At 39.1% G+C, this 25,903-nt stretch carries 21 protein-coding genes; 14 read left to right on the top strand and 7 right to left on the bottom strand.

The genetic code is table 11. The annotated features are described in order from the left end of the window. Window positions 1-10 precede the first annotated feature (10 nt). Entirely contained in the window at window positions 11-949 is a 939-nt protein-coding gene (locus BM015_RS17265; RefSeq protein ID WP_090661593.1) for a magnesium transporter CorA family protein, read from the top strand. 134 nt (window positions 950-1,083) lie between these two features. Here the strand turns inward: BM015_RS17265 and BM015_RS17260 are convergent, their stop codons facing one another. After that, the gene (locus tag BM015_RS17260) at window positions 1,084-1,668 is read right to left on the bottom strand and encodes an RNA polymerase sigma factor (RefSeq protein ID WP_090661590.1); all 585 of its coding nucleotides are present in this window, start codon (window positions 1,666-1,668) and stop codon (window positions 1,084-1,086) included. A gap of 221 nt (window positions 1,669-1,889) precedes the next feature. Here BM015_RS17260 and uvrA point away from each other — a divergent pair, with 221 nt between their 5' ends. The 3 genes from uvrA (at window position 1,890) to BM015_RS17245 (ending at window position 7,227) form a co-directional block, all read left to right on the top strand. Then, complete coding sequence (gene uvrA, locus BM015_RS17255) at window positions 1,890-4,808, top strand: excinuclease ABC subunit UvrA (protein ID WP_090661588.1); 2,919 nt, start codon at window positions 1,890-1,892, stop codon at window positions 4,806-4,808. A 426-nt stretch (window positions 4,809-5,234) separates the two neighbouring features. Next, complete coding sequence (locus BM015_RS17250; protein ID WP_090661586.1) at window positions 5,235-5,696, top strand: hypothetical protein; 462 nt, start codon at window positions 5,235-5,237, stop codon at window positions 5,694-5,696. A 133-nt stretch (window positions 5,697-5,829) separates the two neighbouring features. Then, window positions 5,830-7,227 carry a cellulase family glycosylhydrolase gene (locus tag BM015_RS17245; RefSeq protein ID WP_090661583.1) on the top strand — a complete coding sequence of 466 codons (1,398 nt, stop codon included), beginning with the start codon at window positions 5,830-5,832 and terminating at the stop codon, window positions 7,225-7,227. Window positions 7,228-7,243: 16 nt separating this feature from the next. Here BM015_RS17245 and BM015_RS17240 read toward each other — a convergent pair whose 3' ends face one another. The 5 genes from BM015_RS17240 to BM015_RS17220 all read right to left on the bottom strand — a co-directional run bounded on the left by BM015_RS17240 (window position 7,244) and on the right by BM015_RS17220 (window position 12,980). Beyond that, window positions 7,244-8,077, bottom strand: coding sequence for a universal stress protein (locus tag BM015_RS17240; RefSeq protein WP_090661580.1), 834 nt, complete (start codon window positions 8,075-8,077; stop codon window positions 7,244-7,246). A gap of 59 nt (window positions 8,078-8,136) precedes the next feature. Beyond that, the gene (locus BM015_RS17235) at window positions 8,137-9,717 is read right to left on the bottom strand and encodes a DHA2 family efflux MFS transporter permease subunit (RefSeq protein ID WP_090661577.1); all 1,581 of its coding nucleotides are present in this window, start codon (window positions 9,715-9,717) and stop codon (window positions 8,137-8,139) included. A gap of 187 nt (window positions 9,718-9,904) precedes the next feature. Next, window positions 9,905-11,008 (bottom strand): HlyD family secretion protein, encoded by a 1,104-nt coding sequence (locus BM015_RS17230; RefSeq protein WP_090661574.1) that lies wholly within the window; start codon window positions 11,006-11,008, stop codon window positions 9,905-9,907. Window positions 11,009-11,044: 36 nt separating this feature from the next. After that, window positions 11,045-12,361 carry a TolC family protein gene (locus tag BM015_RS17225; RefSeq protein WP_090661571.1) on the bottom strand — a complete coding sequence of 439 codons (1,317 nt, stop codon included), beginning with the start codon at window positions 12,359-12,361 and terminating at the stop codon, window positions 11,045-11,047. A gap of 46 nt (window positions 12,362-12,407) precedes the next feature. Then, complete coding sequence (locus tag BM015_RS17220) at window positions 12,408-12,980, bottom strand: TetR/AcrR family transcriptional regulator (protein ID WP_090661568.1); 573 nt, start codon at window positions 12,978-12,980, stop codon at window positions 12,408-12,410. Between the two features lie 128 nt (window positions 12,981-13,108). Between BM015_RS17220 and prmA the strand changes: the two genes are divergently transcribed. The 10 genes from prmA to BM015_RS17170 all read left to right on the top strand — a co-directional run bounded on the left by prmA (window position 13,109) and on the right by BM015_RS17170 (window position 24,504). After that, the gene (gene prmA, locus BM015_RS17215; RefSeq protein ID WP_090661638.1) at window positions 13,109-13,939 is read left to right on the top strand and encodes a 50S ribosomal protein L11 methyltransferase; all 831 of its coding nucleotides are present in this window, start codon (window positions 13,109-13,111) and stop codon (window positions 13,937-13,939) included. A gap of 218 nt (window positions 13,940-14,157) precedes the next feature. Next, window positions 14,158-14,661, top strand: coding sequence for a hypothetical protein (locus BM015_RS17210; RefSeq protein WP_090661564.1), 504 nt, complete (start codon window positions 14,158-14,160; stop codon window positions 14,659-14,661). Between the two features lie 137 nt (window positions 14,662-14,798). After that, entirely contained in the window at window positions 14,799-15,446 is a 648-nt protein-coding gene (locus BM015_RS17205; protein ID WP_090661488.1) for a DUF47 domain-containing protein, read from the top strand. Window positions 15,447-15,474: 28 nt separating this feature from the next. Further along, entirely contained in the window at window positions 15,475-16,614 is a 1,140-nt protein-coding gene (locus BM015_RS17200) for an inorganic phosphate transporter (RefSeq protein ID WP_090661485.1), read from the top strand. A gap of 30 nt (window positions 16,615-16,644) precedes the next feature. Further along, entirely contained in the window at window positions 16,645-17,700 is a 1,056-nt protein-coding gene (gene galE / locus BM015_RS17195) for a UDP-glucose 4-epimerase GalE (RefSeq protein ID WP_090661483.1), read from the top strand. An 82-nt stretch (window positions 17,701-17,782) separates the two neighbouring features. Beyond that, window positions 17,783-18,328, top strand: a complete 546-nt coding sequence (locus tag BM015_RS17190; protein WP_090661480.1) for an RNA polymerase sigma factor — start codon at window positions 17,783-17,785, stop codon at window positions 18,326-18,328. Window positions 18,329-18,361: 33 nt separating this feature from the next. Then, window positions 18,362-19,213: a hypothetical protein gene (locus tag BM015_RS17185; RefSeq protein WP_090661478.1), complete on the top strand. Its 852-nt coding sequence runs from the start codon at window positions 18,362-18,364 to the stop codon at window positions 19,211-19,213. Window positions 19,214-19,224: 11 nt separating this feature from the next. Next, the gene (locus BM015_RS17180) at window positions 19,225-19,722 is read left to right on the top strand and encodes a hypothetical protein (protein ID WP_143075910.1); all 498 of its coding nucleotides are present in this window, start codon (window positions 19,225-19,227) and stop codon (window positions 19,720-19,722) included. 417 nt (window positions 19,723-20,139) lie between these two features. After that, window positions 20,140-23,943, top strand: coding sequence for a DNA-directed RNA polymerase subunit beta (gene rpoB / locus BM015_RS17175; protein WP_090661472.1), 3,804 nt, complete (start codon window positions 20,140-20,142; stop codon window positions 23,941-23,943). Window positions 23,944-24,042: 99 nt separating this feature from the next. Continuing rightward, complete coding sequence (locus BM015_RS17170) at window positions 24,043-24,504, top strand: DUF4268 domain-containing protein (protein ID WP_090661469.1); 462 nt, start codon at window positions 24,043-24,045, stop codon at window positions 24,502-24,504. Window positions 24,505-24,683: 179 nt separating this feature from the next. Here the strand turns inward: BM015_RS17170 and BM015_RS17165 are convergent, their stop codons facing one another. Then, window positions 24,684-25,859: a thiolase family protein gene (locus BM015_RS17165; RefSeq protein ID WP_090661466.1), complete on the bottom strand. Its 1,176-nt coding sequence runs from the start codon at window positions 25,857-25,859 to the stop codon at window positions 24,684-24,686. Window positions 25,860-25,903: the final 44 nt, after the last annotated feature.

Raw genomic sequence — 25,903 nt, 5'->3', positions numbered from 1 at the left:
ATTCACCAAAATGGTTCAGCTTTTTAAAATTTTAAACAGTGCTGCAATAGAGATAGAAAAACCGGCTGATGCAGTTTGGGTGAACCTCGTACCGCCTTTTAAGGATGAAGAATTCCAGGAGCTAAGCAAAACGCTCGATATACCCATAGAATTTTTGCGTGATTCCCTTGATATTGATGAACGCCCGAGATATGAGGTGGAAGACGAGGTGCGTTTTATTGTAATAAAAACGCCGGCGGAAAATAATTCATTCAATGACAGCGATGCTTATTATATAACCATACCTATTTGTATTATTCTTACCAGGCACCAGATTATTACGGTAAATTCTTTTGACAATGATGCTATAAAAAAATTCCTCGGCACTTTTCAAAAACGCAATCCTGATAAGCGGAATATTATGGTGCTTAAGATTTTTGAGAAGGTGGTGCAGAATTTCATGGATTTTTTAAAGGAGATCAATAATCGCCGCAATACTTATGAGCAAAAATTATATGACAGTAACCGAAATGAAGAATTGCTTACTCTTATGCGCATTCAAAAAAGCCTTTTATATTTTGTAACGGCTTTACGCAGTAACGAACTGCTGATGATAAAACTGGAACGAACAAACTTTTTATCACTAAATGATGACGAGCGGGAAATATTGAATGATCTTATTGTAGAAACCAGCCAGGCGCTTGAAATGGCCAATATTTATACGAATATATTAAGCAGTACGCTCGATGCCTTTGCCAGCATCATCAGCAATAACCTCAATAATGTAATGAAGCGGCTTACATCCATTACTATTATACTTTCATTTCCATCTTTAGTGGCAAGTATTTATGGTATGAATGTGGCCATTCCTTATGCAAATGCGCCGCATGCATTTTATACACCGGTTATCTTATCTATCGTAGTATCTGTAATAATAGCCTGGTATTTTATGAAGAAGAAATGGTTTTAAGTTGTTATATAAACAATAAAGGCTGTTAATTCAAACAGCCTTTATCATTTTGTTGTTAATCAGTTTAAGATACGGTAAGCATTAAAGGGGAAACATCACACCGGCCATCTTCCTCACTGTCTAACAACAATATCTTACAAATTTATTTGTTTTTCCAACATCATTTTCCTAAGGTTTATCAACCCGTAGCGCATTCTTCCCAAAGCCGTGTTAATACTGCAATTAGTAGTTTCGGCTATTTCCTTAAAACTCATATCGCCAAAATGTCTTAACACAATAACTTCTCTTTGTTCTTCGGGCAGTTTATCAAGCATCTGGTGAATGCGGTCATAATTCTGGTTGCGGATAATCCTGCTCTCTGCATTATCGTTTACAACCACGTGTATTACATCAAAAATATCTTTTTTATCCTGGGTAAGAATGGTAGGCGTGCGCTTTATCTTGCGGAAATAATCAACGCAGAGATTATGGGCTATGCGCATGGCCCATGGTAAAAATTTACCTTCTTCATTATAACGGCGGCTGCGCAAAGTGTCAATAATCCGCAAAAAGGTTTCCTGGAAAAGATCTTCAGCAAGAAATTTATCCTTAACCAAAAACAAAATACTGCTAAAAAGTTTGTCCTTATAACGGGAAATAAGCATCTCAAGAGCGCTGCAATCGCCCTCCTGAAACCTAAGAATTAACTGGGTATCAGTTAATGATTTATATAATTTCATAATCGTGCCTTTAATGCAATTGTAACTGTTAACAGAGATTAATTACTTTGAAAGAAACCGGGTAAAAGTGTAAGTATAGGCAACGATTTTTTTTGAATGGCTTAACTATTGTTTGCAATATGTAAAAAAAAAGTGAAATCCCCAAATCATATTTGTTGAAAAAGTTTTTTGAAGGGTGTAATTTCGGCGTTTTAGTAAATTAAGCAGCAAAGGGAAATTATATGAGTTTAAGCGAGGCAGGCACTAAAACAGATAAGCTGATCCAAAAGAAAAACCTACCTGAAAATATATTCATAAAAGGAGCAAGGGTTCATAATCTTAAGAATATTTCGGTTTCATTTCCACGCAATAAATTTATAGTGGTTACAGGCGTTTCGGGCAGCGGCAAATCATCTTTAACCATGGATACATTATTTGCCGAAGGCCAGCGGCGCTATGCAGAAAGCCTCAGCGCTTATGTGCGCCAGTTTATGGCAAGAATGGTAAAGCCTGATGTTGATTTTATCAAAGGCCTTTGCCCGGCCATAGCCATTGAGCAAAAAGTTATCACCCGCACGCCACGCAGCACTGTGGGCAGCATGACGGAAATTTACGATTACCTGCGTTTGCTTTATGGCAGAACAGGTATTACCATTTCACCTGTTAGCGGCAGGGAAGTGAAGAAAGATGATATACCCGATGTTTTAAAAGCTATTCAACAATTACCGCTGGGCAGCAAGGCTTACATTCTCGTTCCGTTTAAACAACATGCGAAAAGAGATGTGCGTGAAGAGTTGAATATTCTTTTGCAAAAAGGATTTTCAAGAATTTATTTTACTGATAAAAAAGCTGCAGCTCGTCAATCCAAAAAAAATACAGATACAACTTCTGAAATTATACGCATTGAAGATTTGCTGGAAGAAGATGATAAAACGCTTAAACAAAGATTCAAGGCAGCAGTTTCTGTTTACCTGCTGGTTGACAGGATTATTACAAAGGAATTTGATGAAGATGATATACATCGCTTAAATGATTCCATTGGTATTGCCTTTTATGAAGGCGATGGTGAAATGCTGCTTCAAATAAATGAAGCTGAAATCATTCCGTTCAGCAATAAATTTGAACTGGATGGAATTGTATTTGAAGAGCCGGTTCCCAACCTGTTCTCATTTAATAATCCTTATGGCGCCTGCCCCACCTGCGAAGGTTTTAGCCAGGTATTGGGAATAGATCCTGAGCTCGTAATTCCAGACCGGCGTATGAGCGTTTATGATGGCGCCGTTGCTCCCTGGAAAGGAGAGAAGCTTGGCTGGTGGCGCGAACAATTTGTGAAAGGAGCAAGGTCTATTAATTTTCCTGTGCATAAACCTGTTGCCGATTTAACCGATGAACAATACAATATTTTATGGACAGGTCAAAGCGGCGTATATGGTATTGATGATTTTTTTAAAGAGGTTGAACAGAATCTTTATAAAGTTCAATACCGCGTTTTATTAAGCCGCTATCGTGGCCGCACCAAATGCCCCGATTGTAAAGGTTACCGTTTGCGTAAAGAAGCTTTGTATGTAAAGATTGGCGGTAAACATATTGGCGAGCTTTGCGAAATGCAGGTGAACGATTTAAAAAAATGGTTTGATAATTTACAGTTAAGTAATTATCATAAAAAAGTGGCCACCCGTATTTTAATTGAAATACATCAGCGGCTGCAAACCTTGCTGGATGTGGGTTTGGGCTACCTCACTTTAAACCGCCTGGCAAATTCTTTGAGCGGCGGCGAAAGCCAGCGCATTCAGCTTACGCGCAGCCTGGGCAGCAATCTTACCAATTCATTATATATTCTTGATGAACCTTCTATTGGTTTGCATGCAAGGGATACAGAAAGATTGATAAGTGTTTTGAAAAGATTGCGCGATGAGGGCAATACGGTTGTGGTGGTAGAACATGATGAAATGATGATGCGGGAAGCGCAACACATAATTGATATGGGGCCGCTGGCTTCACATCTTGGTGGCGAAGTAGTAGCTGAAGGTGATTATGATGCTATTATTAAAAATCCAGAAAGTCTTACAGGCAAATATTTACGGGGCGATTTAAAAATTCCTGTTCCAAAGAAGTTGCGTACTTCAAAACATTCACTGAAAATAACAGGCGCCAGGCAAAACAATTTAAAGAACATTGATGTTGAATTTCCGCTGAATGTATTGTGTGTTGTAAGTGGTGTAAGCGGCAGTGGTAAAACAACTTTGGTAAAACAAATTTTATATCCGGCTTTACGTAGGTTAAAAGGTGAATTTGGTGAAAAGGCAGGTTTTCATAAAAGCCTTGAAGGTGATGTTGACTATATATCACAGGTTGAGATGGTTGACCAGAACCCTATTGGAAGAAGCAGCCGCAGTAACCCTGTAACTTATATTAAAGCTTACGATGAAATACGCGACCTGTTTTCCAAACAACATTTAAGCAAGCTGCGCGGTTTTCAGCCCAAACATTTTTCTTTTAATGTTGATGGTGGCCGTTGCGACACCTGTAAAGGTGAAGGCGAACAAATTGTTGAAATGCAATTTTTAGCAGATGTGCATTTAACCTGCGAAGTTTGCGGCGGTAAAAAATTTAAGGAAGAAGTACTCGAAGTAACTTATAAGGGCAAAAATATTTATGATGTATTGGAATTAAGTGTTGATGATGCCATTGAATTTTTTTCTGCTGATAAAGATGGAACTGCTATTGCAAAAGCTATAAAGCCTTTGCAGGAAGTTGGTTTAGGTTATATAAAACTTGGCCAAAGCAGCGATACGCTCAGCGGCGGTGAAGCACAGCGTGTAAAGCTTGCCTCTTTTTTGGGGAAGGGCAAAGGTGCAGGGCATATATTATTCATCTTTGATGAACCAACAACAGGCCTTCATTTTCATGATATACAAAAATTGTTGGGCGCTTTCAGTGCATTGATTGACCAGGGGCATTCTGTTATTGTAATTGAACACAATACAGATGTAATTAAAACTGCCGATTGGATAATAGATATGGGCCCTGAAGCCGGTGATAAAGGTGGTAATGTTGTTTATGCTGGCATTCCTGCCGGTTTAAAAAAAGCTAAAGAAAGCATTACGGCAAAGTTTATAGAAGTGCCACCGGTAAATGGCCGGGCCAGCGCATCTGAATAATAAATGCTGGGATAACAAGGCAGGTATCGCTTCAATACTAAAATTACCTGCGATTATTTTTTCAATAAGATTAAAGGCAAGCTCCATGTCGAAGCCATGAAAGTGTTGTACTTAGTTGTAAACTTTCATAAGATGTAATTGCATGACACAGCCGCAAGGTTTTTGTTGTCACCTGCTTTAAATAATCAAAGAAACTATATCAAACGGAGTTGCTGGTAATGTGACCGCATTACTAGCACGCAGTCATATCATTTTTATATTTTTTAACGAATGCTGTAAAAACTTACAAGTGTTTTTGCAATCCTATTATAAAGTTTACAAGTTCACGGTTTAATGAATTTTCAAGTTGCTTGATGTAGATGTTCGGAGGAGTGTAACAGGAGCGCATAGACTTGTAAACTATAGATCAACATTAAACATATAAACATGAAAAGAATTTTATCTATCACATTAATTGCCGCTGCAATTTTTAGTTTCACCTCTTGTATTAAAACAGTGGAAACACTGCCGCAGCCCGTTGTTAATCCGCTTGCAGGTTCATGGTACCTGTATGATGCATCTGAATTATATGGAAATACATGGTATTCATTTAACGCCGGTATCGATGGTGTATTGACCTTTTATGACAACGGCAACGCACAATACGACGACGGGTATTCTTTTATGCAGGGCAACTGGTACACATCTTATATTTCTGATGGCTATTATGATGAATACGGAAATTATTATACAGATCTGCACCAGGATTTCCAGGCATCAATGAGTAACAGAAAAGGTTATTCACTTGATCTTTATTTTGATGATATAAGCTTTGCAGGCAATAATACTTTTATTGGTACTTATTATACCGGCAAGAGCATTGAGCGATATACATTCAAACGTTATTAGGTTTTGTTATAAAAGGCAGGCAATAATTTGCAACCGCAAATCAACCTGCCTTATTTTATTTCATAATATATATAAATTAATAACCGGCGCATATTTTCATAATAGTATTTTTATTCTTCAATAAAAAGACAGTATGAAAGTTATTTTAGCCATATTAATTCTTATTGTTAATACTGCCGTTGCACAAAATATCCCTGTTGCATTAAATGCACAAAACCCGCACTATTTTACATATCAAAATAAGCCTATTGTTTTAGTTACTTCAGGTGAACATTATGGTGCATTATTAAACCTGGATTTTGATTTTAATAAATACCTGGCAACGCTTCATAAAGATGGCTTAAATCTCACCCGCTTATTCACTGGCGCCCTATATGTTGAACCGTCGGGCGCTTTTAATATTGAACGAAATACATTGGCGCCTTTGCCAATGAAATTTATATGCCCGTATGCCCGAAGCAATAATCCCGGTTATGCAAACGGTGGTAATAAGTTTGATTTAACAAGATGGGATGCTGCTTATTTTACAAGACTTAAGAAGTTTATGTCGATGGCCCGTGATAACAATGTTATTGTGGAGCTTACATTTTTTTGCCCTTTTTATGATAGTACTCAATGGAAATTAAGCCCACTGAATGATGCCAATAATATTAATAAAATTGCCACCGGGCTTGAAAGAACAGATATATATATTGTTAGTTCCAAGACAAGGGCCATTAATGCTTTGCAGGCAAAATTTGTAAGTAAAGTTGTTACAGAATTAAACAGCTATGATAACCTTATGTATGAAATAATCAATGAGCCTTATTTTGGAGGCGTAACATTAGAGTGGCAGCATTTCATCGCAACTATTATCGACAGTACAGAAAAGCATCTTCCAAAAAAACATCTCATAACACAAAATATAGCAAACGACGCTGCCTTGATAACAAAACCTGATAGCCTTATATCAGTGTTTAATTTTCATTATGCATTACCTGTTGCCGCCGCTGAAAATTATTATCTGAATAAAGTGATTGGCTGTAATGAAACAGGTTTTGCAGGTATTGCGGATTCCGTTTACAGGTTACAAGCCTGGCAGTTTATGCTTGCTGGCGGCGCCTTATTCAATAACCTCGATTACTCCTTTGTGGCAGGTTATGAAGATGGAACTTTTAAATATCATAAAGATCAGCCAGGTGGCGGCAGCATTGCATTACGCAGGCAGTTAGCTGTTTTAAAAGATTTTATTACATCGCTTGATTTCATACACCTGAAACCAGATAGCAGTGTTATTAAAGATGTTTCATCTGCTGATGCTTCTGTGAAAATTTTATGCAATAATGGAAAAGAATATGCTGCGCATATAAAGGGTGAAAATAATCTTCAGTTGCAGCTTGATCTGCCTTCAAATAATTATAAAGTTGTATGGATCGATCCTGTTTCAGGAAACATACTATCTTCAACAACCATTCAGGCGCACGATGAGCCGATAACATTAACGGCACCGGCATATAAGACAGATATTGCTCTGAAAATAATGAAAGAATAAATGTGAAACCGGAAGTTTAAATAAAATCCTTTTCCTGTCTTAATGATAAAACAGGCAGGCGGTTCAGGTTAACAATTCCTGTTGTATGATCCTGCTGAAAGACCTTATGCCATAAGCCATGGCGTGTGGGTATTACAAGCAGCATATCTATGTTTTCTTCTGCAGTAAATGTATCAATAGCAGTAAAAAGGTTTTTAAATTCAGGTTCAAAATAAACAGGAGATAATTCGGCAAGGTCATCCTGTACAGCCTTTTTATAACCCAATGCAATTTCATCAACCACTTCATTAGGCGATACAACATTAATAACATATAACCGCGCCTTTGTAAAATTGATAAGGCGCTTGATCATCGCCACCGGCATCTGTAAATTTTTTCGGTAATAATTTACGGCAAATGCAATTTTTTGTACCGGCTTATAATTTATAACAGATGGCACAATCAATACAGGAATATCAAGATCAATAAAAGCATCTACAATATTTACATCCCATGCAAGCAATTCATTGTACCGCCCATCTGCGCCGAGTATAATAAAAGAGGTGTTTTCTTCTTTTGCTTTTGCATATAATTCATCAATAAAAACACCCGTAACCATTTCAGCTTTTATATTTATTTCAGGGTAATTATTCTTTACCCATTCATATTCCTGCTGCAACTTTCTTTCATCATTCAATAATATCTCGCTCATGGCTGCTATAGCAATGGCATCGCCTGTAAGCGATGCAGGAAAACTAAAAATATTCAGCAACAAAACACTTGTTGTGGGATTATGTAAAAATTTACATGCATATTCCAAAGCGTTGCGTGATGATGCTGAAAAATTTGTAACTACAATAATCTTTGCCATAATTAAAAATATAATTTGAATGGTTGCGGGTTACAGGTACTTACGGATGCAGCACAGTTTTAATGTGCTGCATCCGCCATGCTCATTTTGGTTTTTGAATTTTTTATAAAGATCAGCACTATTGGCACAAATACAAGAAACATAAAGCCTATATACAGGAATATATCCATATAGGATAACACTGTGGCCTGCACCGAGACGGAGCCATCAATCATTTTATAAGCCGTGCCCAAAGCAATGTTAGGTGGCATGCCCTTTGCCTGCATGCCTGCAGCCATTGCCTGCACCCTTGATTGCACTGCCGGATCGTAGATGTTAAGATGATCTACAAGATTGCCTCTGTGGTGCACAATATCCCTTGTTAAATAAGTTGAAATCAATGCTACCCCAAACGAACCGCCCAATTGACGCATCATGCCCGAAAATGCAGCGCCCTGGCCTATTTCAGGGCCTTTTAATGTTGAAAGCGCCAGGGTGGAAATAGGTACAGACAATAATCCCAAGCCAACACCACGTACCATTAAAGGCCAGAAAAAGTCTTCGCCGGCTGTATGTGGCGTCATTACTTTATAAGTCATTAAACTATAAATAAAGAAGATAGCCATGCCCAAAGAAATCAATATTTTTTGCGGAACGCCGCGTTGTATCAACTGCCCTATTATCGGCATCATAAACGCAACGGTTAATGTGCTTGGGATCATTAATAAGCCTGATTGTGTGGCATCCCAACCTAAAATACTTTGTGTATATAATGGAATAATAAATGTGGAACCAAACAGGCCAAAACCTTGTACAAAAGATAATATAACGCCCATCCTTAAATTGGAATTTCGCAGCACCCTTAACTCAACTATCGGGTATTTATAAACCAGTTGGCGCCATATAAAACCATAAAACCCAAAACAGGTAATAACCGTTAATACAATAATAAGCTTACTGTTAAACCAGTCGTCTTCCTGTCCTTTCTCTAATATATATTGTAATGAGCCCACTGCAGCAGTTAAAAGGAAAATACCCAACCAGTCCACCTGGCTTGCAGGGCGCTTCTCGCCGTATTTAGGGCTTCTTACGTATTGAAGTGTAAGCAAAGCGGCAATAATCCCAACAGGAATATTTATGTAGAAGATATATGGCCATGCATAATGGTCAACTATATAACCACCAAGCGGCGGGCCAAGCGTTGGGCCAATAATTACACCCAGCACGTAAATAGCCTGCGCCATTGCCCTTTTTTCAGGCGGATAACTTTCTGTGATGATCGTTTGTGATGTTACTAATAAAGCGCCGCCGCCAAGGCCTTGTATAAAGCGAAAAATTACAAGCTCTCCAATGCCCGATGCATTGCCACATAAAAAAGAAGAAGCTGTAAATATGATGATAGAAGCGGCAAAATAATTTCTTCTTCCAAACTGCTGCGATAACCAGCTTGTCATTGGTACGATGATAACGTTGGCAATTGAATAAGCGGTAATAACCCAGCTTACTTCACTAAGCGTGGCGCCAAGGCTGCCGCGCATATCATTCAATGCAACGTTTACAATGGTTGTATCAATAATTTCAAGCAGCGCACAAAATACAGCCGTGATGGTAATAATAACCCGCCGCGAACCATATTCAACCAGTGATTGTTGTTGTTCCATTTAATTATTTTTTTCCATTGCGGAAGATTAACAGGTTATTATTTACAATGATTTATTATGCTGAGATTAGACATTTTGAAAGCCACTGAAACGCTTATACTTTATATAATGAAGAAATGCGGCCAATAAATAAAAATTCAAATGAATCCTGTTAATCGTTTTAATCTTATAAGTCCCGGTTCAGGCATTAATCCAAATGCACATCCACATATACGTTCATGCCTGCCTTCAATTGTTTTACCAGTGAATCCTGTGGATTTGTAAATTCAATTCTAACCGGTAAACGCTGAACTGTTTTTACAAAGTTTCCACTGGCATTATCCGGCGGCAATAAAGCGAAACGTGAACCGGTTGCAGGTGAAAACGAAGCAAGTTTTGCTTCAAACTCATGGCCCGGAAGCGCATCTGCTTCCACAATAACTTTCTGGCCGATTTTCAAATCATCAAACTGTGTTTCTTTAAAATTGGCAACTACCCAAATGTCATTATCCTGTACAATACTGAAAGTGGCCTGGCCCGCTGAAAGAAACTGGCCTTCCTGCACATTCACTTTTGAAATAATGCCATCAGCAGGAGCTGTGATAACGGTGTAAGAAAGATTAAGTTTTGCATCATCTACGTCCACCTGGCGTTGCTTGATGGTTGAATTGGCAAGCCCTATTTGAGTTGATGTAGCATTGCTTTGAGAGCTAACCGCATTGGTTTGTCTTGCAGCTTGCGCTTTCTGCTGCTGTAATACCAGTAATTGTTTTTCTGCTGTTTCTTTTGCAGCCTGCGCCTGCTCATATTGTTGCTGCGTAACAGAGTGATCTTTTATAAGATTGGCATAACGGTTATAATCCTGCGTGGTGCGCCATACATTTACTTTGGCAGCTTCTATTTGTGCATCAACGGCGCTTATTGCGGCCTGCGATGTGGCAATGTTTGCGGCAGAAGCATTGGTGCTTGCTTTTGCTGATGTAAGATTGCTTTCAGCAGTAGCCAGGGCTGCTTCAGCCTGTTCCAGCCGGAGCTTGAAATCGCGGTCATCAAGCATAAGTAATGTGTCACCTTTTTTTACGCGCTGGTTATCTTTTACCCGCACTTCTGTTACGTATCCCGAAATTTTGGGGATTACCGGATTGATGTGCGCTTCCACCTGCGCATCATCTGTTTCTTCATGATGCAGGGAATGTATGTATTTGCTTATGCCAAAGCTGCCGCCTGCAAGCACCAGCAGTATAAGCACAATTAAAAATGCTTTGCTTCTTTTTTTGGGAGCAGCGTTGCTGCCGGTTTCCTGTGTTGCCATAATTATATCAGTCTTGAATAGTTTTTTTAAATTATATTATTTGAGCAATCCTGCTGTTTGCTGTAATGTGTAATAGTCAAGTGCTGCATCGGCCTTTGATACTTCAAGGTCAAGATTAGCGCGCAACTGCTCAACGTTGGCATCAAGCAGATCGGTTAACAGCAACAAGCTGTTATCATATTTGTTTTTACTGATCCGGTAATTTTCATTTGCCTGTAACACCGCTTTATTATTTACTTCTATCTTTTTAATATCGGTTAAATATGTTTGATATGCCTGGTTAATGGCAAGGTGAATATTGTCCGTCATTATGTCCCTGCTTATCTCCAGTTGCTCTGCTCTGGCTTCAGCCTGCTGCACTTTTGATTTTGTTTTCCATAATGAGCCGATATCATACTTCACGCCAAGGCCAAACGTAACGGCATTGGTTATTGTAAGCAGTTTTGGAACATGTGCAGCCACATAGCCGCCCGTTAAAGCAAGGCTTGGATAATAATCGCCTTTGGCTATTTTGATAGCTGCATCTGCTGCTTTGCTTCGATAATCAAGCGCCTGTACATCGTTGCGGCCGGTATCGGCGGAGGCTTCGTATGCTTCAATTGATTGCAGCTCGACGGGCCTTGCTATGCTGGCTGAATCTACTGCCAGTTTTGTTGATTCCGGAAGGCCTAATAATATGTTCATATTAACGGTGGCAAGCTGTATGCTGTTCTGTGCATCCACAAGCGCCAGTTCAAAATTGGATGTTTGCAACTGTGCCCTCAGCATATCATTTCTTGCAAGCAAGCCATTTCTTTCAAGGCTTGCAAAATTGCTGTCGCGCAACCTCGATTGTTCAAGATTTTCCTCTACCACCTTCGCTGATGCACTGGCTTTGTATAAATTAATATAAGCAGCAATTATATTGAGCGTTACCGCTTCCTTATCATGTTCGGCATCAAGCCTTGTTGCCTGTTCAAGATATTTCGCAGATTCAATGCCATACTTAATTTTTGAACCTGCATAAATGGGCAATGAAACATTCGCCGATCCATATAATGCCTGTGAAATGGTTGGCGATGTAAAACCGCCACTGCTATCGCTTCCAAAACCTTTTAAATTAACGTTGGGCTTTGTTAATCGTAAATACGAACCGCTTATGCTTGCTTCAGGCAATCTTGCTTCTGCTGCCTGTTTGGTGGATGCAACGGCCTCATCAATTTTTGCCTGGCTTAGTTTTAACTGCTTGCTGTTTTTAATGCCTAATTCAATGGCTTCATTTAAAGTAAGCGTTTTACTTTCCTGCGCATTTATCTTAATAAAAGAAAATAAAACAAACACTAAGGCCAGCCGTATATATTTTTTATGCTTCATATATTGTATTAATAATGAATATATATTCAGTTTAAATTAAAAAGAGTTATGCTTTAATGCCATCCCAGCATAATTGGAAATTCAGGTCTATTACTTCGGGATTAAGTTTTTTGTTATAATAATTTACCCTCCTGGAAATTTCGTTGATGCTTCCAATCATAAAAGCGGTGAGCCAGAAATTATCAACATCTTTTACGAGGTGTTCTTTTTTTCCGCGGGCTAATAGTTCTTTCAAAGGTTCAAACATTTTTTTTGCTTCAACTTTTATCTGCTCATCTATATATGGGGAATGAAATGCCTGTTCTATAAAAAGGCTTTCTTCAAATCGTAAAAGCCTGTGATGCAATACATTAAGCCAAATGGTATGAAATCCAACCTTAAAGGGCGCTTTTGCATCATAATTTTTAAAAAAGCTGCCCTGCGAATTTTTTATGCATGCCTGGAAAAGGCTTGCAATTAATGTTTCTTTATTCTGAAAATAAATATATAATGTGCCTGTTGCAATTTTAGCTTCCTTAGCCACAGCCTGCATGGTTACGCCTGAAAGGCCTGTAGCTTTAACGAGTTTTAAAGTTGCCTTATAAATGCGGGCTATTTTATTTTCATCTCTCAATTTCACGCCGCAAAATTAAATGAATTTTTATTCATTTATAAAATATGTTTTTGTGTATTTAACATTTTGAAATAAAACTTACGTTTGTTATTGCATGGATATTCGTTTGAAATTTGGTGAAAATAATTTTGGTTATGGATTATATTGAAATAAGCTTTAAAGCCCTGGCCGAAGAACAAAAAGAGATATTAATTGCGTTGCTTTCCGAAATGCATTATGAAGGTTTTGAAGAACAGGCGCGCCAGTTAAAAGCATTTATTCCGCTTGATTTATACGATGAAAAAATGTTACAAAACCTGGCTGAAAAAATGCAATTAAACTACTTGGTAACCGAATTGCCCGATGTAAACTGGAACCATATATGGGAGTCGAACTTTCAACCGATGATAATTGGTGATTGCGTTTTAAGGGCTTCATTTCATCAACCCATAGAAAATATACAGCATGAAATTATTGTAACGCCAAAAATGAGTTTTGGCACCGGGCATCATGCCACTACGTTTATGATGATACAACAAATGCAGGCAATGGATTTCAATAATAAAACTGTTTTGGATTTTGGCACCGGCACGGGTGTATTGGCTATTCTTGCACATAAGCTTGGCGCAGCAAAAATTGTGGCTATTGATAACGACAGTTTTAGTATAGAAAATGCAGCAGAGAATTTTATTAATAACAACATTGATGGCATAGAACTGAAAATGGCAGACAATGCAAATGCTGAAGGAATGTTTGATATTATTCTTGCCAATATTACACGTAATATTATACAGGAAAATTTTCACTTGTTTAATCTTCAACTGGCAGAAGGCGGCCTTCTTTTATTAAGCGGTCTTTTAAAAGAAGACGAAAAAATTATCATGGAAGCTGCCGGCAATACAAAGTTTGAATTAAAGCATAAGCTTGAAAAAGATGGTTGGATATGCTTGCTGCTTGAAAAAAGAAATGAAGGATATTTATTCTGAAAAATTGAAGAAATTTTATAATAAGCTGCAGGTTTACTGCTGCTGATTTTTAGGAAAGTTGATATAACTTCGCTCCCTGATTTTAAAGGGTTTAATTTATTAAAATAGTTAGATACTGAATAATGAGCCGGATATAAAATTATCCGGCTCATTTGTGAGTACATTTTAAAAATTCTATTTTAAGAAACTATAACTGGCAGTGATAAATAAGAAAAATAATGAAACTTACCATATATCGCATATTAAGTTTTTTGCTGATGCCCATGGCTATTTTGTTTTCCATAGCAGTATTGTTACTAATAAGGGCTGCATTTGCTAACCCGGCTATGCTTCTTCCTCTTTTTTTAATTGCCTGTATTGCCATTTACACATTCGCCTCTCTTAATTTCTTAATAAGGGGGATTGATGGCAAAAGATTTCTGGGAAAATCATCTAAGGACTGGCTTAGGGTAAATGCAATTGCCAGCACCGTATTTTCTTTATTAATGATAGTACAGTGCACGATTTTTTTAATGCACCCGGAAATGCTGCAGCAAATTACAGCCCAGGCTAAGGAGAATGCAGGTGCTGAATTTAAAATGAACAAAGCTGACTTTGAGAATTACATCAGGGTAACATCTTATTTCTTTCTTGTGTACGCAATTGTTTTGTTTGTGCATATAATGCTAAGTTTTCAATATTTAAAAAAATACGCATACCTTTTTCAAAACGAAAAAAAATAATACATATCCTTAGAAAGTTCCCCGATTTTAAGTTTTGTGGTGAATGTGTATTAATTTGCTAATGTTAAGAAATTATTACCAATTCAATATTGCGGGCGGGATGGCATGTATTCCTTCATTTTTGCAAAAACTGAGCTATGGCATTTAATTCCTTCATGAAAATTTTTCAGCCTAAGGACAGGATTTTTTATTCACTTTTTGAAGAAGTTGTTGATACGGTTTATGAGATGGGCGAGCTGCTAAAGAAACTTATTGTAGAAAGGGAACGGGATAAGCGGTTTGCTATATTAAGTGAAATTGAAAATGCAGAGCATAAAAACGATGACATTACACACCGTATTTATACAGAGCTTGGCAGAACGTTTATAACCCCTTTTGACCGGGAAGACATTCATTTTCTGGCTACTGCGCTTGATGATGTTGCCGATTATATCTATGCTTCGGCAAAGCGCATGACCTTTTATAATATTACAAACGACGATGAAGGCATAATTAAACTGGCTAACCTTATTTCGTTTGGGGTGCAGGAATTAAAAACCGCTGTGCGGGGTTTGCGAAATATGCGGGACCTGCAGGCTATGACAACAGCATTGGTTAAAATAAACAGCATAGAAAACCAGGCGGATGATATTTATGATTTAAGCGTTGAGCGCCTTTTTGATCTTGAACAGGATATAAAGATGCTAATAAAGAAAAGGGAAGTTTATCATGCCATGGAAACAGCAACCGATAAATGTGAAGATGCAGGCAATGCGATAGAAACCATCATTATCAAGTATTCTTAAGTTATTTAAACGAAACTTATCCTATCGCATGTCCACATTATTAATTGTAATCATAATCCTTGCAGTATTATTCGATTATATTAACGGGTTTCATGATGCAGCAAATTCCATTGCCACCATTGTATCCACAAAAGTGCTCACGCCATTCCAGGCAGTGATATGGGCGGCGTTTTTCAACTTTGTTGCCTATTTTATTTTCCGCGACCATGAAGTGGCTAACACAGTAGCAAAAACTGTAAACAGCGGCTCATACGATTTAACCGTGGTGCTGGCAGGCGTTATAGCATCCATTATCTGGAATTTGCTTACCTGGTGGTATGGCATTCCTTCCTCATCATCCCACACATTAATCGGCGGGTTTGCGGGCGCAGCTGTTGCACATTCAGGTTTTGACAGCATTAACTGGTCTTTAAACGGCGGTATAAGCCTTACTATACTTTTCATTTTGTTGGCCCCTGTAATCGGCATGATCATATCCATGTTCATAACACTGGTAACAATACAAAGAAACTTTTGGCTTAAAATATCGATAATCGTTGCTACATTAACAATCTGTCTCGTATTCATTCACTTTAAAAAGCCTTTCGAGTTTTGGGGATTATTGGCATTGGGCATTATTTTTCTTGCATCTTATTTTTATAATCATTTCAGGGGCGAAACTGCTGCCAGAACCACTAATATGTACAAACGGCTGCAATTGGTTTCTTCTGCCACTTTCAGTATTGGGCATGGCGGAAGTGATGCGCAAAAAGTTATTGGGATTATCGGCGCTGCTATGGTAGCTGAAAATGTAATTCCTGATATTAGCCAGATACCTTCATGGGTGCCTTTTATGTGTTATACGGCCATTGGTCTTGGCACCATGAGCGGCGGGTGGAGAATTGTGAAAACAATGGGTTCAAGAATTACCAAAGTTACGCCCCTTGAAGGTGTAATGGCTGAAACTGCCGGTGCTATTACCTTATTTACTGCTGCCAATCTGGGAGCCCCTGTAAGTACTACGCATACAATCGCAGGTTCCATAGTAGGCGTTGGCGCCACCAAACGTTTAAGTGCTGTTCGCTGGGGTATAACTATAAACCTCGTTTGGGCCTGGATATTAACTATACCTGTAAGTGCACTGTTAGCGGCAGGATTATATTGGTTCTTCCATCTCTTTTCTGCTTAGTTTCATTATTTTGCAACCATATTTTTTACTATGAAAAAAATACTGGTTACAGGAGGTTGCGGCTATATTGGCGCGCATACCGTGGTTGATTTGCTGGAAAATGGCTATGAAGTAATTTCAATTGACGATAATTCACGCTCGGGCACTTACCTGCTCGATGGCATTGAAAAAATAACGGGTACCAAAATCAAAAATTACAATGTTGACCTTAAAAATTTTGATGAAACCCGTGCTGTTTTCCAGGAAAATGAAGATATACAGGGCATTATACATTTTGCGGCCTATAAAGCAGTTGGCGAAAGCGTTGCAGAGCCATTAATGTATTATGAAAATAACCTGTTTTCTCTTGTAAACATCCTTAAATGTGCAAAGGAATTTAATATTCCGAATTTTGTGTTCTCTTCTTCCTGCACTGTATATGGAAACCCCGATAAGATACCGGTTACAGAATCTTCCCCCACTAAAAAAGCAGAATCTCCTTACGGCGCCACCAAGCAAATGGGTGAAACGATTGTAGAAGACTTTTCAAAAGTGCAGGCTTGTAATACCATATTACTGCGTTATTTTAACCCGGTTGGCGCTCATCCTTCCATACATATTGGTGAGCTGCCTTTGGGAAGGCCGCAGAACCTTGTTCCGGCCATTACACAATGTGCCATCGGTAAAATCCAGGAAATGACGGTTCATGGCACAGACTATCCAACCCGGGATGGCAGTTGCATCCGTGATTATATTCATGTTTGCGATATTGCCCATGCACACACGCTTGCTTTGGAATTCCTCATCAATAAAAAAAATGAATCTGCCTGTGAAGTCTTTAATTTGGGAAGTGGTAACGGCGTAACAGTACTGGAAGCTATAGCTGCCTTTGAAAAGGTGTCAGGCAGAAAGCTAAATTACCGGTTAGGCCCGAGAAGGCCGGGAGATGTGGTAGCTATTTATGCCAATAACGATCTTGCGAAATCAGCTTTGAACTGGGACGTCAAATATGACCTTGATGATATGATGCGTACGGCATGGGAATGGGAGCTTAAGATTAAGGAAGACGAAGAACTGATTAAAGCGCAAAATGCCGTTTTAAATTAATTAGCATAATTGTTATTAAACTTTTTAATTAAGGCATTATCAAACAAACAGGTTTTAAATTTTTTATTTAAAATAACCCTGCATGCAAATTGAAGATAGGGATTTGTTATATCAGTTCAGGCAGCCGGATACAAAGGAAAGGGCGTTTACAGCTATTATAAAAAAGTATCAGGAGAAATTATATTGGCATGTGCGCAGAATGGTAATAGACCATGATGATGCCAACGACGTGCTGCAAAATGTTTTTATAAAGGTGTGGAACGGCCTCGAAAATTTCAGGGAAGACAGCCAGCTTTATACATGGTTATATCGTATAGCAGCCAATGAAAGCCTCACGTTTCTTGAACAACAGAAGAAAAAAAGCGCTGTTAGCCTCAGCGATGTTGAAAGCGGTCTGGCCAATAAGGTTGTAGCTGATAAGAATTTTGACGCCAACCGCTTGGAGTGGAAACTTCAATTGGCCATACAGCAATTGCCTGAAAAACAACGACTTGTTTTTAATTTAAGATATTATGATGAGATGCCTTACGAGGAAATGAGCCGGATTTTAGAAACCAGCGAAGGTGCTTTGAAGGCAAGTTACCATCATGCAGTAAAAAAAATAGAGGAATTTATTAAAAATAATTAAACGGTTTAGCTATATAAGGGTCAAAAAAAAGTGATGCAGACAAATATTAACATATTAAATGAATTAAAAGAAGCCGGTGCTGCAACATTGATACAGGCAAACAACGAAAATTATTATTCGGTGCCGGAAGGTTATTTTAGTAATCTTTCTTCTCATGTAATAGCTAATATTTTTGTAAGTGAACTAACTGCTGTTAATCCTTATACGGTGCCTGAAAATTATTTTGAAAATTTTCCCGATATAATTCTTGATAAAATAAATGCTCCTTCTCTGCAGTTGCCAGGCAGCAAACGAGAGGTTTTTGGAGTTCCTGACGGATACTTTGATGAATTTGCTAACAAGGTAATCGAAAAGATAAAAGCCCAAAAAAATAATGATGTAAAGCAGGAACTGGAAGAGATTTCTCCTTTATTGAATACCATATCAAGAGAGAACCTGTATTCGCTGCCTCCAAAATATTTTGATGAGCTTGCTCCTTTAAAATATGCGGGTAAAAATGAACCGTCAGCTAAAATAATTTCTATTGGCAGCAAACCCCGCAGATGGATAAATTATGCGGCTGCAGCCTGCATAGGAGCTGTTTTGTTTGGAGGCGGATATTTTTTTATTTCAGGGAATAACACAAGGCCTGCCCAAATTACGCAGCCTGTTGCTGCCGCAGCAAAAGCTGATATTCAGCAGCAATTAGCGGATATAAGCGATTCTGAAATTGAGTCCTACCTTAATGAAAACAACAGTATGGCTGTTTTTACGGGCGTAGGCGCAGATTATCAGCCTCAAAATCAAAATACAGACATACAGATCCTTATAAAAGATATACCCGACGATGAGATACGGCAATATTTAAATGAAGGAGAGGACTTGAAAAAAGAAGAGGGTATATAAAGATGAGAATCATGAAAAAAATATTTACATTATTGTTGTTTTTATGCTTCCATAGTTATTTTTGCCTTGCGCAATCTTCTGATGGAGATGATAATAACAGGGTAGAGGTGGTAAAAATGGGTTATATGACCCGCGAATTAAATCTCACACCGCAAGAAGCGCAGCGTTTTTGGCCCGTATATAATAACTATGTTAACGAAATCAGGCAGGCAAGGAACCGATACCCTGACGATGAAGTTGCATTCGAAAAGAAGGTTGTTGAAATTAAGGAGCGTTATAAAGGAAACTTTAGAAAGGTTTTAGGAAACAATAGCCAGCGTGTAAACAAAGTTTACACCACTGATAAGCAGTTTAATAACGCCCTGCGAAATGAGCTAAGAAACCGCCAGCAAAAGCAATCACAAGGTAAACCGGCTCAAAATCAGTTGCAGCGCCCAAAAAAGGAAAATAATTCTAATAGTAAGCCAAACAAAACGAATAATAAACGAAAACCCAATTCGCGGTTTTAATTATATTTAACTTGGTGTTTTTCATAGGTTAGCAACGGCCAGCTCTTTTTAGGGCAGGCCTTTTTTGTAAATATTATTATAAGTGACTGCTTAGATCAAAAGCGAGATGCACTATCTGTATTTGATTATTAATCAGTTTAAGGGGATAAGTTTTGGCTTTAAGGTTAAGTCAGGATTAACTTTTAAAGTTTAATAGCATTGATGAAAATTTTAATTATAATTTTTTTAACTTCGCGGATTCATTCCACATTTAAAATTTTACTTTCATTTTCAGTATTATACTTACCTTTGCCGTCCTTTATTTGGGCAGTTGGCTAAAAGCGGCAGTGAGGTTAATTAATTGTTTGCTTTTTAATGCCTTAAGAACCCGTAAGTTCTGTCCCATTTTATTTTTCCGGAAAAACTATCAATTAAGATATGTCATCAACTAAATTGCAAAACAGAGTCAGCTTTGGTAAAACAAAAAACCTTGCTGAGTCTCCCGATTTATTGGATATTCAATTAGAGTCATTCAGAGATTTTTTCCAGTTAGAAACCACGCCTGATAAACGTAATAACGAAGGGCTGTTTAAAGTGTTTAAGGAAAATTTTCCTATCACTGACACCCGCAACATCTTCGTGCTGGAATTCCTGGATTATTTCATAGACCCGCCACGTTACACCATCGAAGAGTGTATGGAACGCGGGCTCACCTATGCTGTTCCGCTTAAAGCAAAACTGCGTTTAAGCTGTAACGATGAAGAGCACGTTGATTTCCAGACCATCGTTCAGGATGTGTTCCTTGGAAATATTCCTTATATGACGCCCCGCGGTACATTTGTTATTAACGGCGCTGAACGCGTGGTGGTTTCCCAGTTACACCGTTCACCTGGTGTATTTTTCGGCCAGTCTGTTCACCCCAACGGTACAAAAATTTACTCTGCAAGGGTAATCCCGTTCAAAGGTGCCTGGATGGAATTTGCTACAGACATTAATAATGTAATGTACGCTTACATCGACCGTAAGAAAAAATTTCCGGTTACAACTTTATTGCGTTCTATCGGTTATGAAACCGATAAAGACATTCTTGAACTTTTCGGGATGGCTGATGAAGTAAAGGCTGATAAGAAAACTTTACAGGCTTATGTTGGCAAAAAACTGGCAGCCCGTGTATTAAGGACCTGGGTGGAAGATTTCGTGGATGAAGATACCGGTGAAGTAGTTTCCATCGAGCGTAATGAAATTGTGATGGAACGCGATACAGTGCTGGATGAAGATGCCATTGAAATGATTGCTGAACTCGATGTTAAAAGCATTTTTATTCAGAAAGAAGATGTAGGCGGCGATTACGCAATTATATATAACACATTAAACAAAGATACCTCTAACAGTGAACTGGAAGCCGTTCAGCATATTTACCGCCAGTTACGCGGCGCTGATGCTCCGGATAACGAAACTGCACGTGGTATTATTGATAAATTATTCTTCAGCGATAAACGTTATGATCTGGGTGAAGTTGGCCGCTATAAAATCAACCGGAAATTAGAGGTAACCACTAAACTTGAAACAAAAGTTTTAACACGCGAAGACATCATCGAAATCATTAAATATCTCGTTCGCTTAACCAATGCGAAAGCAGAAATTGATGATATTGACCATTTGAGCAATCGCCGCGTTCGTACAGTTGGTGAACAATTGTATGCGCAATTCGGCGTTGGTTTGGCACGTATGGCCCGTACCATTCGTGAAAGAATGAACGTGCGTGATAATGAAGTATTTACCCCGGTTGATTTGATCAACGCAAGAACGCTTTCTTCCGTTATCAACTCATTCTTCGGTACATCGCAGTTATCGCAGTTCCTCGATCAAACTAACCCGCTTTCAGAAATTACCCACAAACGCCGTATTTCTGCCCTCGGCCCCGGTGGTTTAAGCCGTGAGCGTGCAGGCTTTGAGGTTCGTGACGTGCACTATTCGCATTATGGCCGTTTGTGTACAATTGAAACTCCGGAAGGACCAAACATTGGTTTAATTTCTACGCTCTGTGTGCATGCGCGCATTAATGAAATGGGCTTTATCGAAACCCCTTACCATAAAGTAAATGATGGTAAAGTGGATATGAAAAAGCTTACTTACCTGAGTGCCGAAGAAGAAGATACCGCCAAGATTGCACAGAATAATGTACCGCTTGATGATAAAGGAAACTTTGTTGAAGACAGGATTGCAAGCCGCCAAACGGGCGATTTCCCTATTCTTGAAAAGGAAGAAGTTGAATATATGGACGTTGCACCAAACCAGATCGTTGGTTTAAGTGCTTCGCTGATTCCATTCCTGGAGCATGATGATGCCAACCGTGCATTAATGGGATCGAACATGCAACGCCAGGCAGTTCCGTTAATCAATCCTGAAGCGCCAATCGTAGGTACGGGTTTGGAAGGAAAAGCTGCCCGCGATGCCCGTATCCAGATACACGCAGATGGTGATGGTGTGGTTGAATATGTTGATGCTAAAGAAATTCATGTTCGTTACAAACGTAATGACCTTGACAGGCTGGTAAGCTTTGAAGATGACCTGGTAAAATACCGTTTGACCAAATTCATCAAAACAAACCAATCAACTTCCATCATTCTAAGGCCTGCTGTAAAGAAAGGCCAGGTGGTGAAAAACGGCGACTTCCTTACTGAAGGTTATGCTACAAAAGATGGGGAACTTGCATTAGGCCGTAACCTGCAGGTAGCATTTATGCCGTGGAAAGGTTACAATTTTGAAGATGCCATTGTTATAAATGAAAGAGTGGTTCGCGATGATATTTTCACTTCAATCCATATTGATGAATTTGAGCTGGAAGTACGTGATACCAAGCTTGGTGAAGAAGAATTAACGCCGGATATTCCAAACGTTTCTGAAGAGGCTACCAAAGACCTTGATGAAAATGGTATTATACGCATTGGCGCTCATGTACGCGAAGGCGATATTCTTATCGGTAAGATCACACCTAAAGGTGAAAGCGATCCTACGCCCGAAGAAAAATTGTTACGCGCTATCTTCGGTGATAAAGCCGGCGATGCTAAAGACGCTTCTTTAAAAGCGCCTAACGGAACAGAGGGTGTGGTGATTGATAAAAAGCTTTTCCAGCGTGCCAAGAAAGATAAAAATGGTAAAGTGCGTGAAAAAGCTTTGCTTGAAAAAGTAGAGAAAGTTCATGAAAAGAATGTGGACGACCAGAAAGAAGTGCTGCTGGAAAAATTGCAAACGCTTCTGAAAGACAAATCTTCTGCCGGCGTTACCAACAATTTTGGCGAAATGCTGATTGGCAAAACAGCTAAGTTCAATGCAAAGAACCTTGGTTCTATTGATTACCAGAATGTAAACCCGCTGGGTTGGACAGGCGATGCAGAAGTTGATGAGTTAATCAACCGCTTATTACACAACTACAATATAAAATACAACGAAGAACTGGGCCGCTACAAACGAGAAAAGTTCAATATCTCCATAGGTGATGAATTGCCTGCAGGCGTATTGAAACTGGCTAAAGTTTACCTCGCTGTAAAACGTAAGCTGAAAGTGGGCGATAAAATGGCGGGCCGCCACGGAAATAAAGGTATTGTTGCCAAAATTGTTCGCGATGAAGACATGCCGTTTATGGAAGATGGCACCCCGGTTGATATTGTGCTGAACCCGCTTGGTGTACCAAGCCGTATGAACCTCGGCCAGATTTATGAAACGATTCTTGGCTGGGTTGGCAAGAAGATAGGTGCCAAGTTTGCAACGCCGATATTTGACGGTGCTTCAACAGATGAAATTGAGCAGAAATGTAAAGATGCAGGTCTTCCGTCAATGGGTCATACTTACCTGTACGATGGCGAAACCGGCGAACGTTTTCACCAGAAAGCTACGGTGGGTGTTATTTACATGCTTAAATTACACCACATGGTTGATGATAAGATGCACGCACGTTCCATTGGGCCTTACAGCTTAATTACACAGCAGCCGCTGGGTGGTAAAGCACAGTTTGGTGGTCAGCGTTTTGGTGAAATGGAAGTTTGGGCACTTGAAGCTTATGGTGCTGCCAACATCCTGCAGGAATTGCTCACCATTAAATCTGATGATATTATTGGCCGTGCAAAAACATACGAGGCTATTGTAAAAGGTGATAATATTACCAGGGCCGGTGTTCCTGAATCATTCAATGTATTGGTGCATGAGTTACGCGGCTTAGGTTTGGATTTAAGATTTGAATAAGTGCACAACTTTTATATGCTTAAGGCTGTTTCTGAAAAGAAACAGCCTTTTTTATCTGCACTATTTTGTCTTACCTGTAAACCTTAAAATATCTTTTTCATGTATTCGAAGCAAGAATCCGCTCAGTTAAAACAACAATTCTGGACAGCCTTTGGACAGTATATGCAACCTGTTCTTTCTGCTGAAGGAGAACGGATAAACTGGATAAATTATAAAACCGGTGAAAAAGATATTTATTTCAGGATGCAGGCTGATAATAAAAAGGCATATATAGCAATAGAACTAACGCATAAAGATGCGGGCCTGCAGGCTTTGTATTATGAGCAATTTGAGCAAATGCATGCTTTATTAAGTAATGCATTAAATGAAGAATGGACATGGCAATTACATACGAATGATGAGCAGGGGAAATGCATTAGCCGTATTTATACCGAACTATATAAAGTAAGTATTTTTAAGCGGGAAGACTGGCCGTTACTTATTTCATTTTTTAAGCCCCGCATTACAGCACTGGATGAATTCTGGAGCACCGCAAAACATGTATTTGAAACGCTGCGGTAATCATAATAAATTTATATAGCATACTTAAGCTGTGTAAATCAGCTATAAATAATCAATGCTCAATATCCCCCGCCTTCCAGGCGGGCAGGAATACGCAATTAGCTTCTATTAATTGAACATTGGATATTGTATTGTTGAATATTGAATATTTACAGATGTCTGAACCGACAACATACTATTTACAAATTCTCAATAATCCCTGCAACACCCTGGCCACCGCCCACACAGGCTGTAACTAATCCATATTTTTTATTAAGTCGTTTCATATCGTGCAATATCTGCACCGCTAATTTACAACCAGTGCAACCTAAAGGATGGCCAAGTGCAATGGCCCCGCCATTTATATTTACAATATCCCCATTTAATCCCAATTCTCTTATTACGGCTAATGATTGTGAAGCAAAAGCTTCATTCAGTTCAATTAAATCAATATCACTTAAATTCATGGCAGCCCGCTTCAAAACCTTTGGTACGGCCGCCACAGGGCCAATGCCCATAATACGCGGGTGCACGCCTGCCGAAACACAATTCACCAAGCGGCCCATTGGTTTTAAACCTAATTCGTTCATCATTTTTTCGCCCATTACAATTACAAAGGCTGCACCATCGCTGGTTTGGGAAGAGTTGCCCGCAGTTACGCTGCCGTTTTGCGCAAATGCCGGTTTTAATTTGGACAATGCTTCCATTGTTGTATCAGCGCGAACACCTTCATCTGTATCTACAGTATTCGTTTTTGTTTTACGCTTGTTCTTTTCATCCACATATACCTGCTCAATATTAATGGGCAAAATGCCGCTTTTAAAATGCCCTTCTTCAATTGCCTTCTTTGCTTTTTGGTGAGATTTTAATGCAAATGCATCCTGGTCTTCACGGCTCACATTAAACTCTTTGGCAACCGCTTCTGCCGTAAGGCCCATGCTTAAATAATAATCGGGTTCATCTTTGGCTATGGAATAGGCAGGCACTGTTTTCCAGCCGGCTGTTGGCACCAGGCTCATGCTTTCCGTGCCACCGGCAATAATACAGTCAGCCATACCTGTTCTTATTTTGGCTGTGGCAATAGCAATGGTTTCAAGCCCGCTGGCGCAATAGCGGTTCACTGTTACGCCCGGTACTTCTATGCCTAAAGCCCTTGCAGCAATTATGCGCCCGAACTGCAAACCCTGTTCAGCTTCCGGAACGGCATTGCCCACAATTACATCATCAATACGCTGCACCTCAAGCTGCGGAACTGCAGCCATCAATCCCTTAATCACATCAATCGCAAGATCATCCGGCCTGTAAAACCTAAAACCACCTTTTTTGCTTTTGGTAACGGCCGTACGGTAACCGGCTACAATGTAAGCTTCCTGCATAAAATAAATTTGAATCCAAATGTAACAAAAGTTGTTTATGCAAC

The organism is Parafilimonas terrae, assembly GCF_900115755.1.
Taxonomy (GTDB): domain Bacteria; phylum Bacteroidota; class Bacteroidia; order Chitinophagales; family Chitinophagaceae; genus Parafilimonas; species Parafilimonas terrae.
Note: the sequence above shows the minus strand (reverse complement) of the source record. Positions and strands in the feature narration are given on the sequence as shown.

What these genes read in the sequence shown, in the direction of transcription:
- BM015_RS17265 (WP_090661593.1), top strand. Translation starts at nt 11, where the DNA reads ATGGTTCAGCTTTTTAAAATTTTAAACAGTGCTGCAATAGAGATAGAA.
- BM015_RS17260 (WP_090661590.1), bottom strand. Translation starts at nt 1,668, where the DNA reads ATGAAATTATATAAATCATTAACTGATACCCAGTTAATTCTTAGGTTT.
- uvrA (WP_090661588.1), top strand. Translation starts at nt 1,890, where the DNA reads ATGAGTTTAAGCGAGGCAGGCACTAAAACAGATAAGCTGATCCAAAAG.
- BM015_RS17250 (WP_090661586.1), top strand. Translation starts at nt 5,235, where the DNA reads ATGAAAAGAATTTTATCTATCACATTAATTGCCGCTGCAATTTTTAGT.
- BM015_RS17245 (WP_090661583.1), top strand. Translation starts at nt 5,830, where the DNA reads ATGAAAGTTATTTTAGCCATATTAATTCTTATTGTTAATACTGCCGTT.
- BM015_RS17240 (WP_090661580.1), bottom strand. Translation starts at nt 8,077, where the DNA reads ATGGCAAAGATTATTGTAGTTACAAATTTTTCAGCATCATCACGCAAC.
- BM015_RS17235 (WP_090661577.1), bottom strand. Translation starts at nt 9,717, where the DNA reads ATGGAACAACAACAATCACTGGTTGAATATGGTTCGCGGCGGGTTATT.
- BM015_RS17230 (WP_090661574.1), bottom strand. Translation starts at nt 11,008, where the DNA reads ATGGCAACACAGGAAACCGGCAGCAACGCTGCTCCCAAAAAAAGAAGC.
- BM015_RS17225 (WP_090661571.1), bottom strand. Translation starts at nt 12,361, where the DNA reads ATGAAGCATAAAAAATATATACGGCTGGCCTTAGTGTTTGTTTTATTT.
- prmA (WP_090661638.1), top strand. Translation starts at nt 13,109, where the DNA reads ATGGATTATATTGAAATAAGCTTTAAAGCCCTGGCCGAAGAACAAAAA.
- BM015_RS17210 (WP_090661564.1), top strand. Translation starts at nt 14,158, where the DNA reads ATGAAACTTACCATATATCGCATATTAAGTTTTTTGCTGATGCCCATG.
- BM015_RS17205 (WP_090661488.1), top strand. Translation starts at nt 14,799, where the DNA reads ATGGCATTTAATTCCTTCATGAAAATTTTTCAGCCTAAGGACAGGATT.
- BM015_RS17200 (WP_090661485.1), top strand. Translation starts at nt 15,475, where the DNA reads ATGTCCACATTATTAATTGTAATCATAATCCTTGCAGTATTATTCGAT.
- galE (WP_090661483.1), top strand. Translation starts at nt 16,645, where the DNA reads ATGAAAAAAATACTGGTTACAGGAGGTTGCGGCTATATTGGCGCGCAT.
- BM015_RS17190 (WP_090661480.1), top strand. Translation starts at nt 17,783, where the DNA reads ATGCAAATTGAAGATAGGGATTTGTTATATCAGTTCAGGCAGCCGGAT.
- BM015_RS17185 (WP_090661478.1), top strand. Translation starts at nt 18,362, where the DNA reads ATGCAGACAAATATTAACATATTAAATGAATTAAAAGAAGCCGGTGCT.
- BM015_RS17180 (WP_143075910.1), top strand. Translation starts at nt 19,225, where the DNA reads ATGAAAAAAATATTTACATTATTGTTGTTTTTATGCTTCCATAGTTAT.
- rpoB (WP_090661472.1), top strand. Translation starts at nt 20,140, where the DNA reads ATGTCATCAACTAAATTGCAAAACAGAGTCAGCTTTGGTAAAACAAAA.
- BM015_RS17170 (WP_090661469.1), top strand. Translation starts at nt 24,043, where the DNA reads ATGTATTCGAAGCAAGAATCCGCTCAGTTAAAACAACAATTCTGGACA.
- BM015_RS17165 (WP_090661466.1), bottom strand. Translation starts at nt 25,859, where the DNA reads ATGCAGGAAGCTTACATTGTAGCCGGTTACCGTACGGCCGTTACCAAA.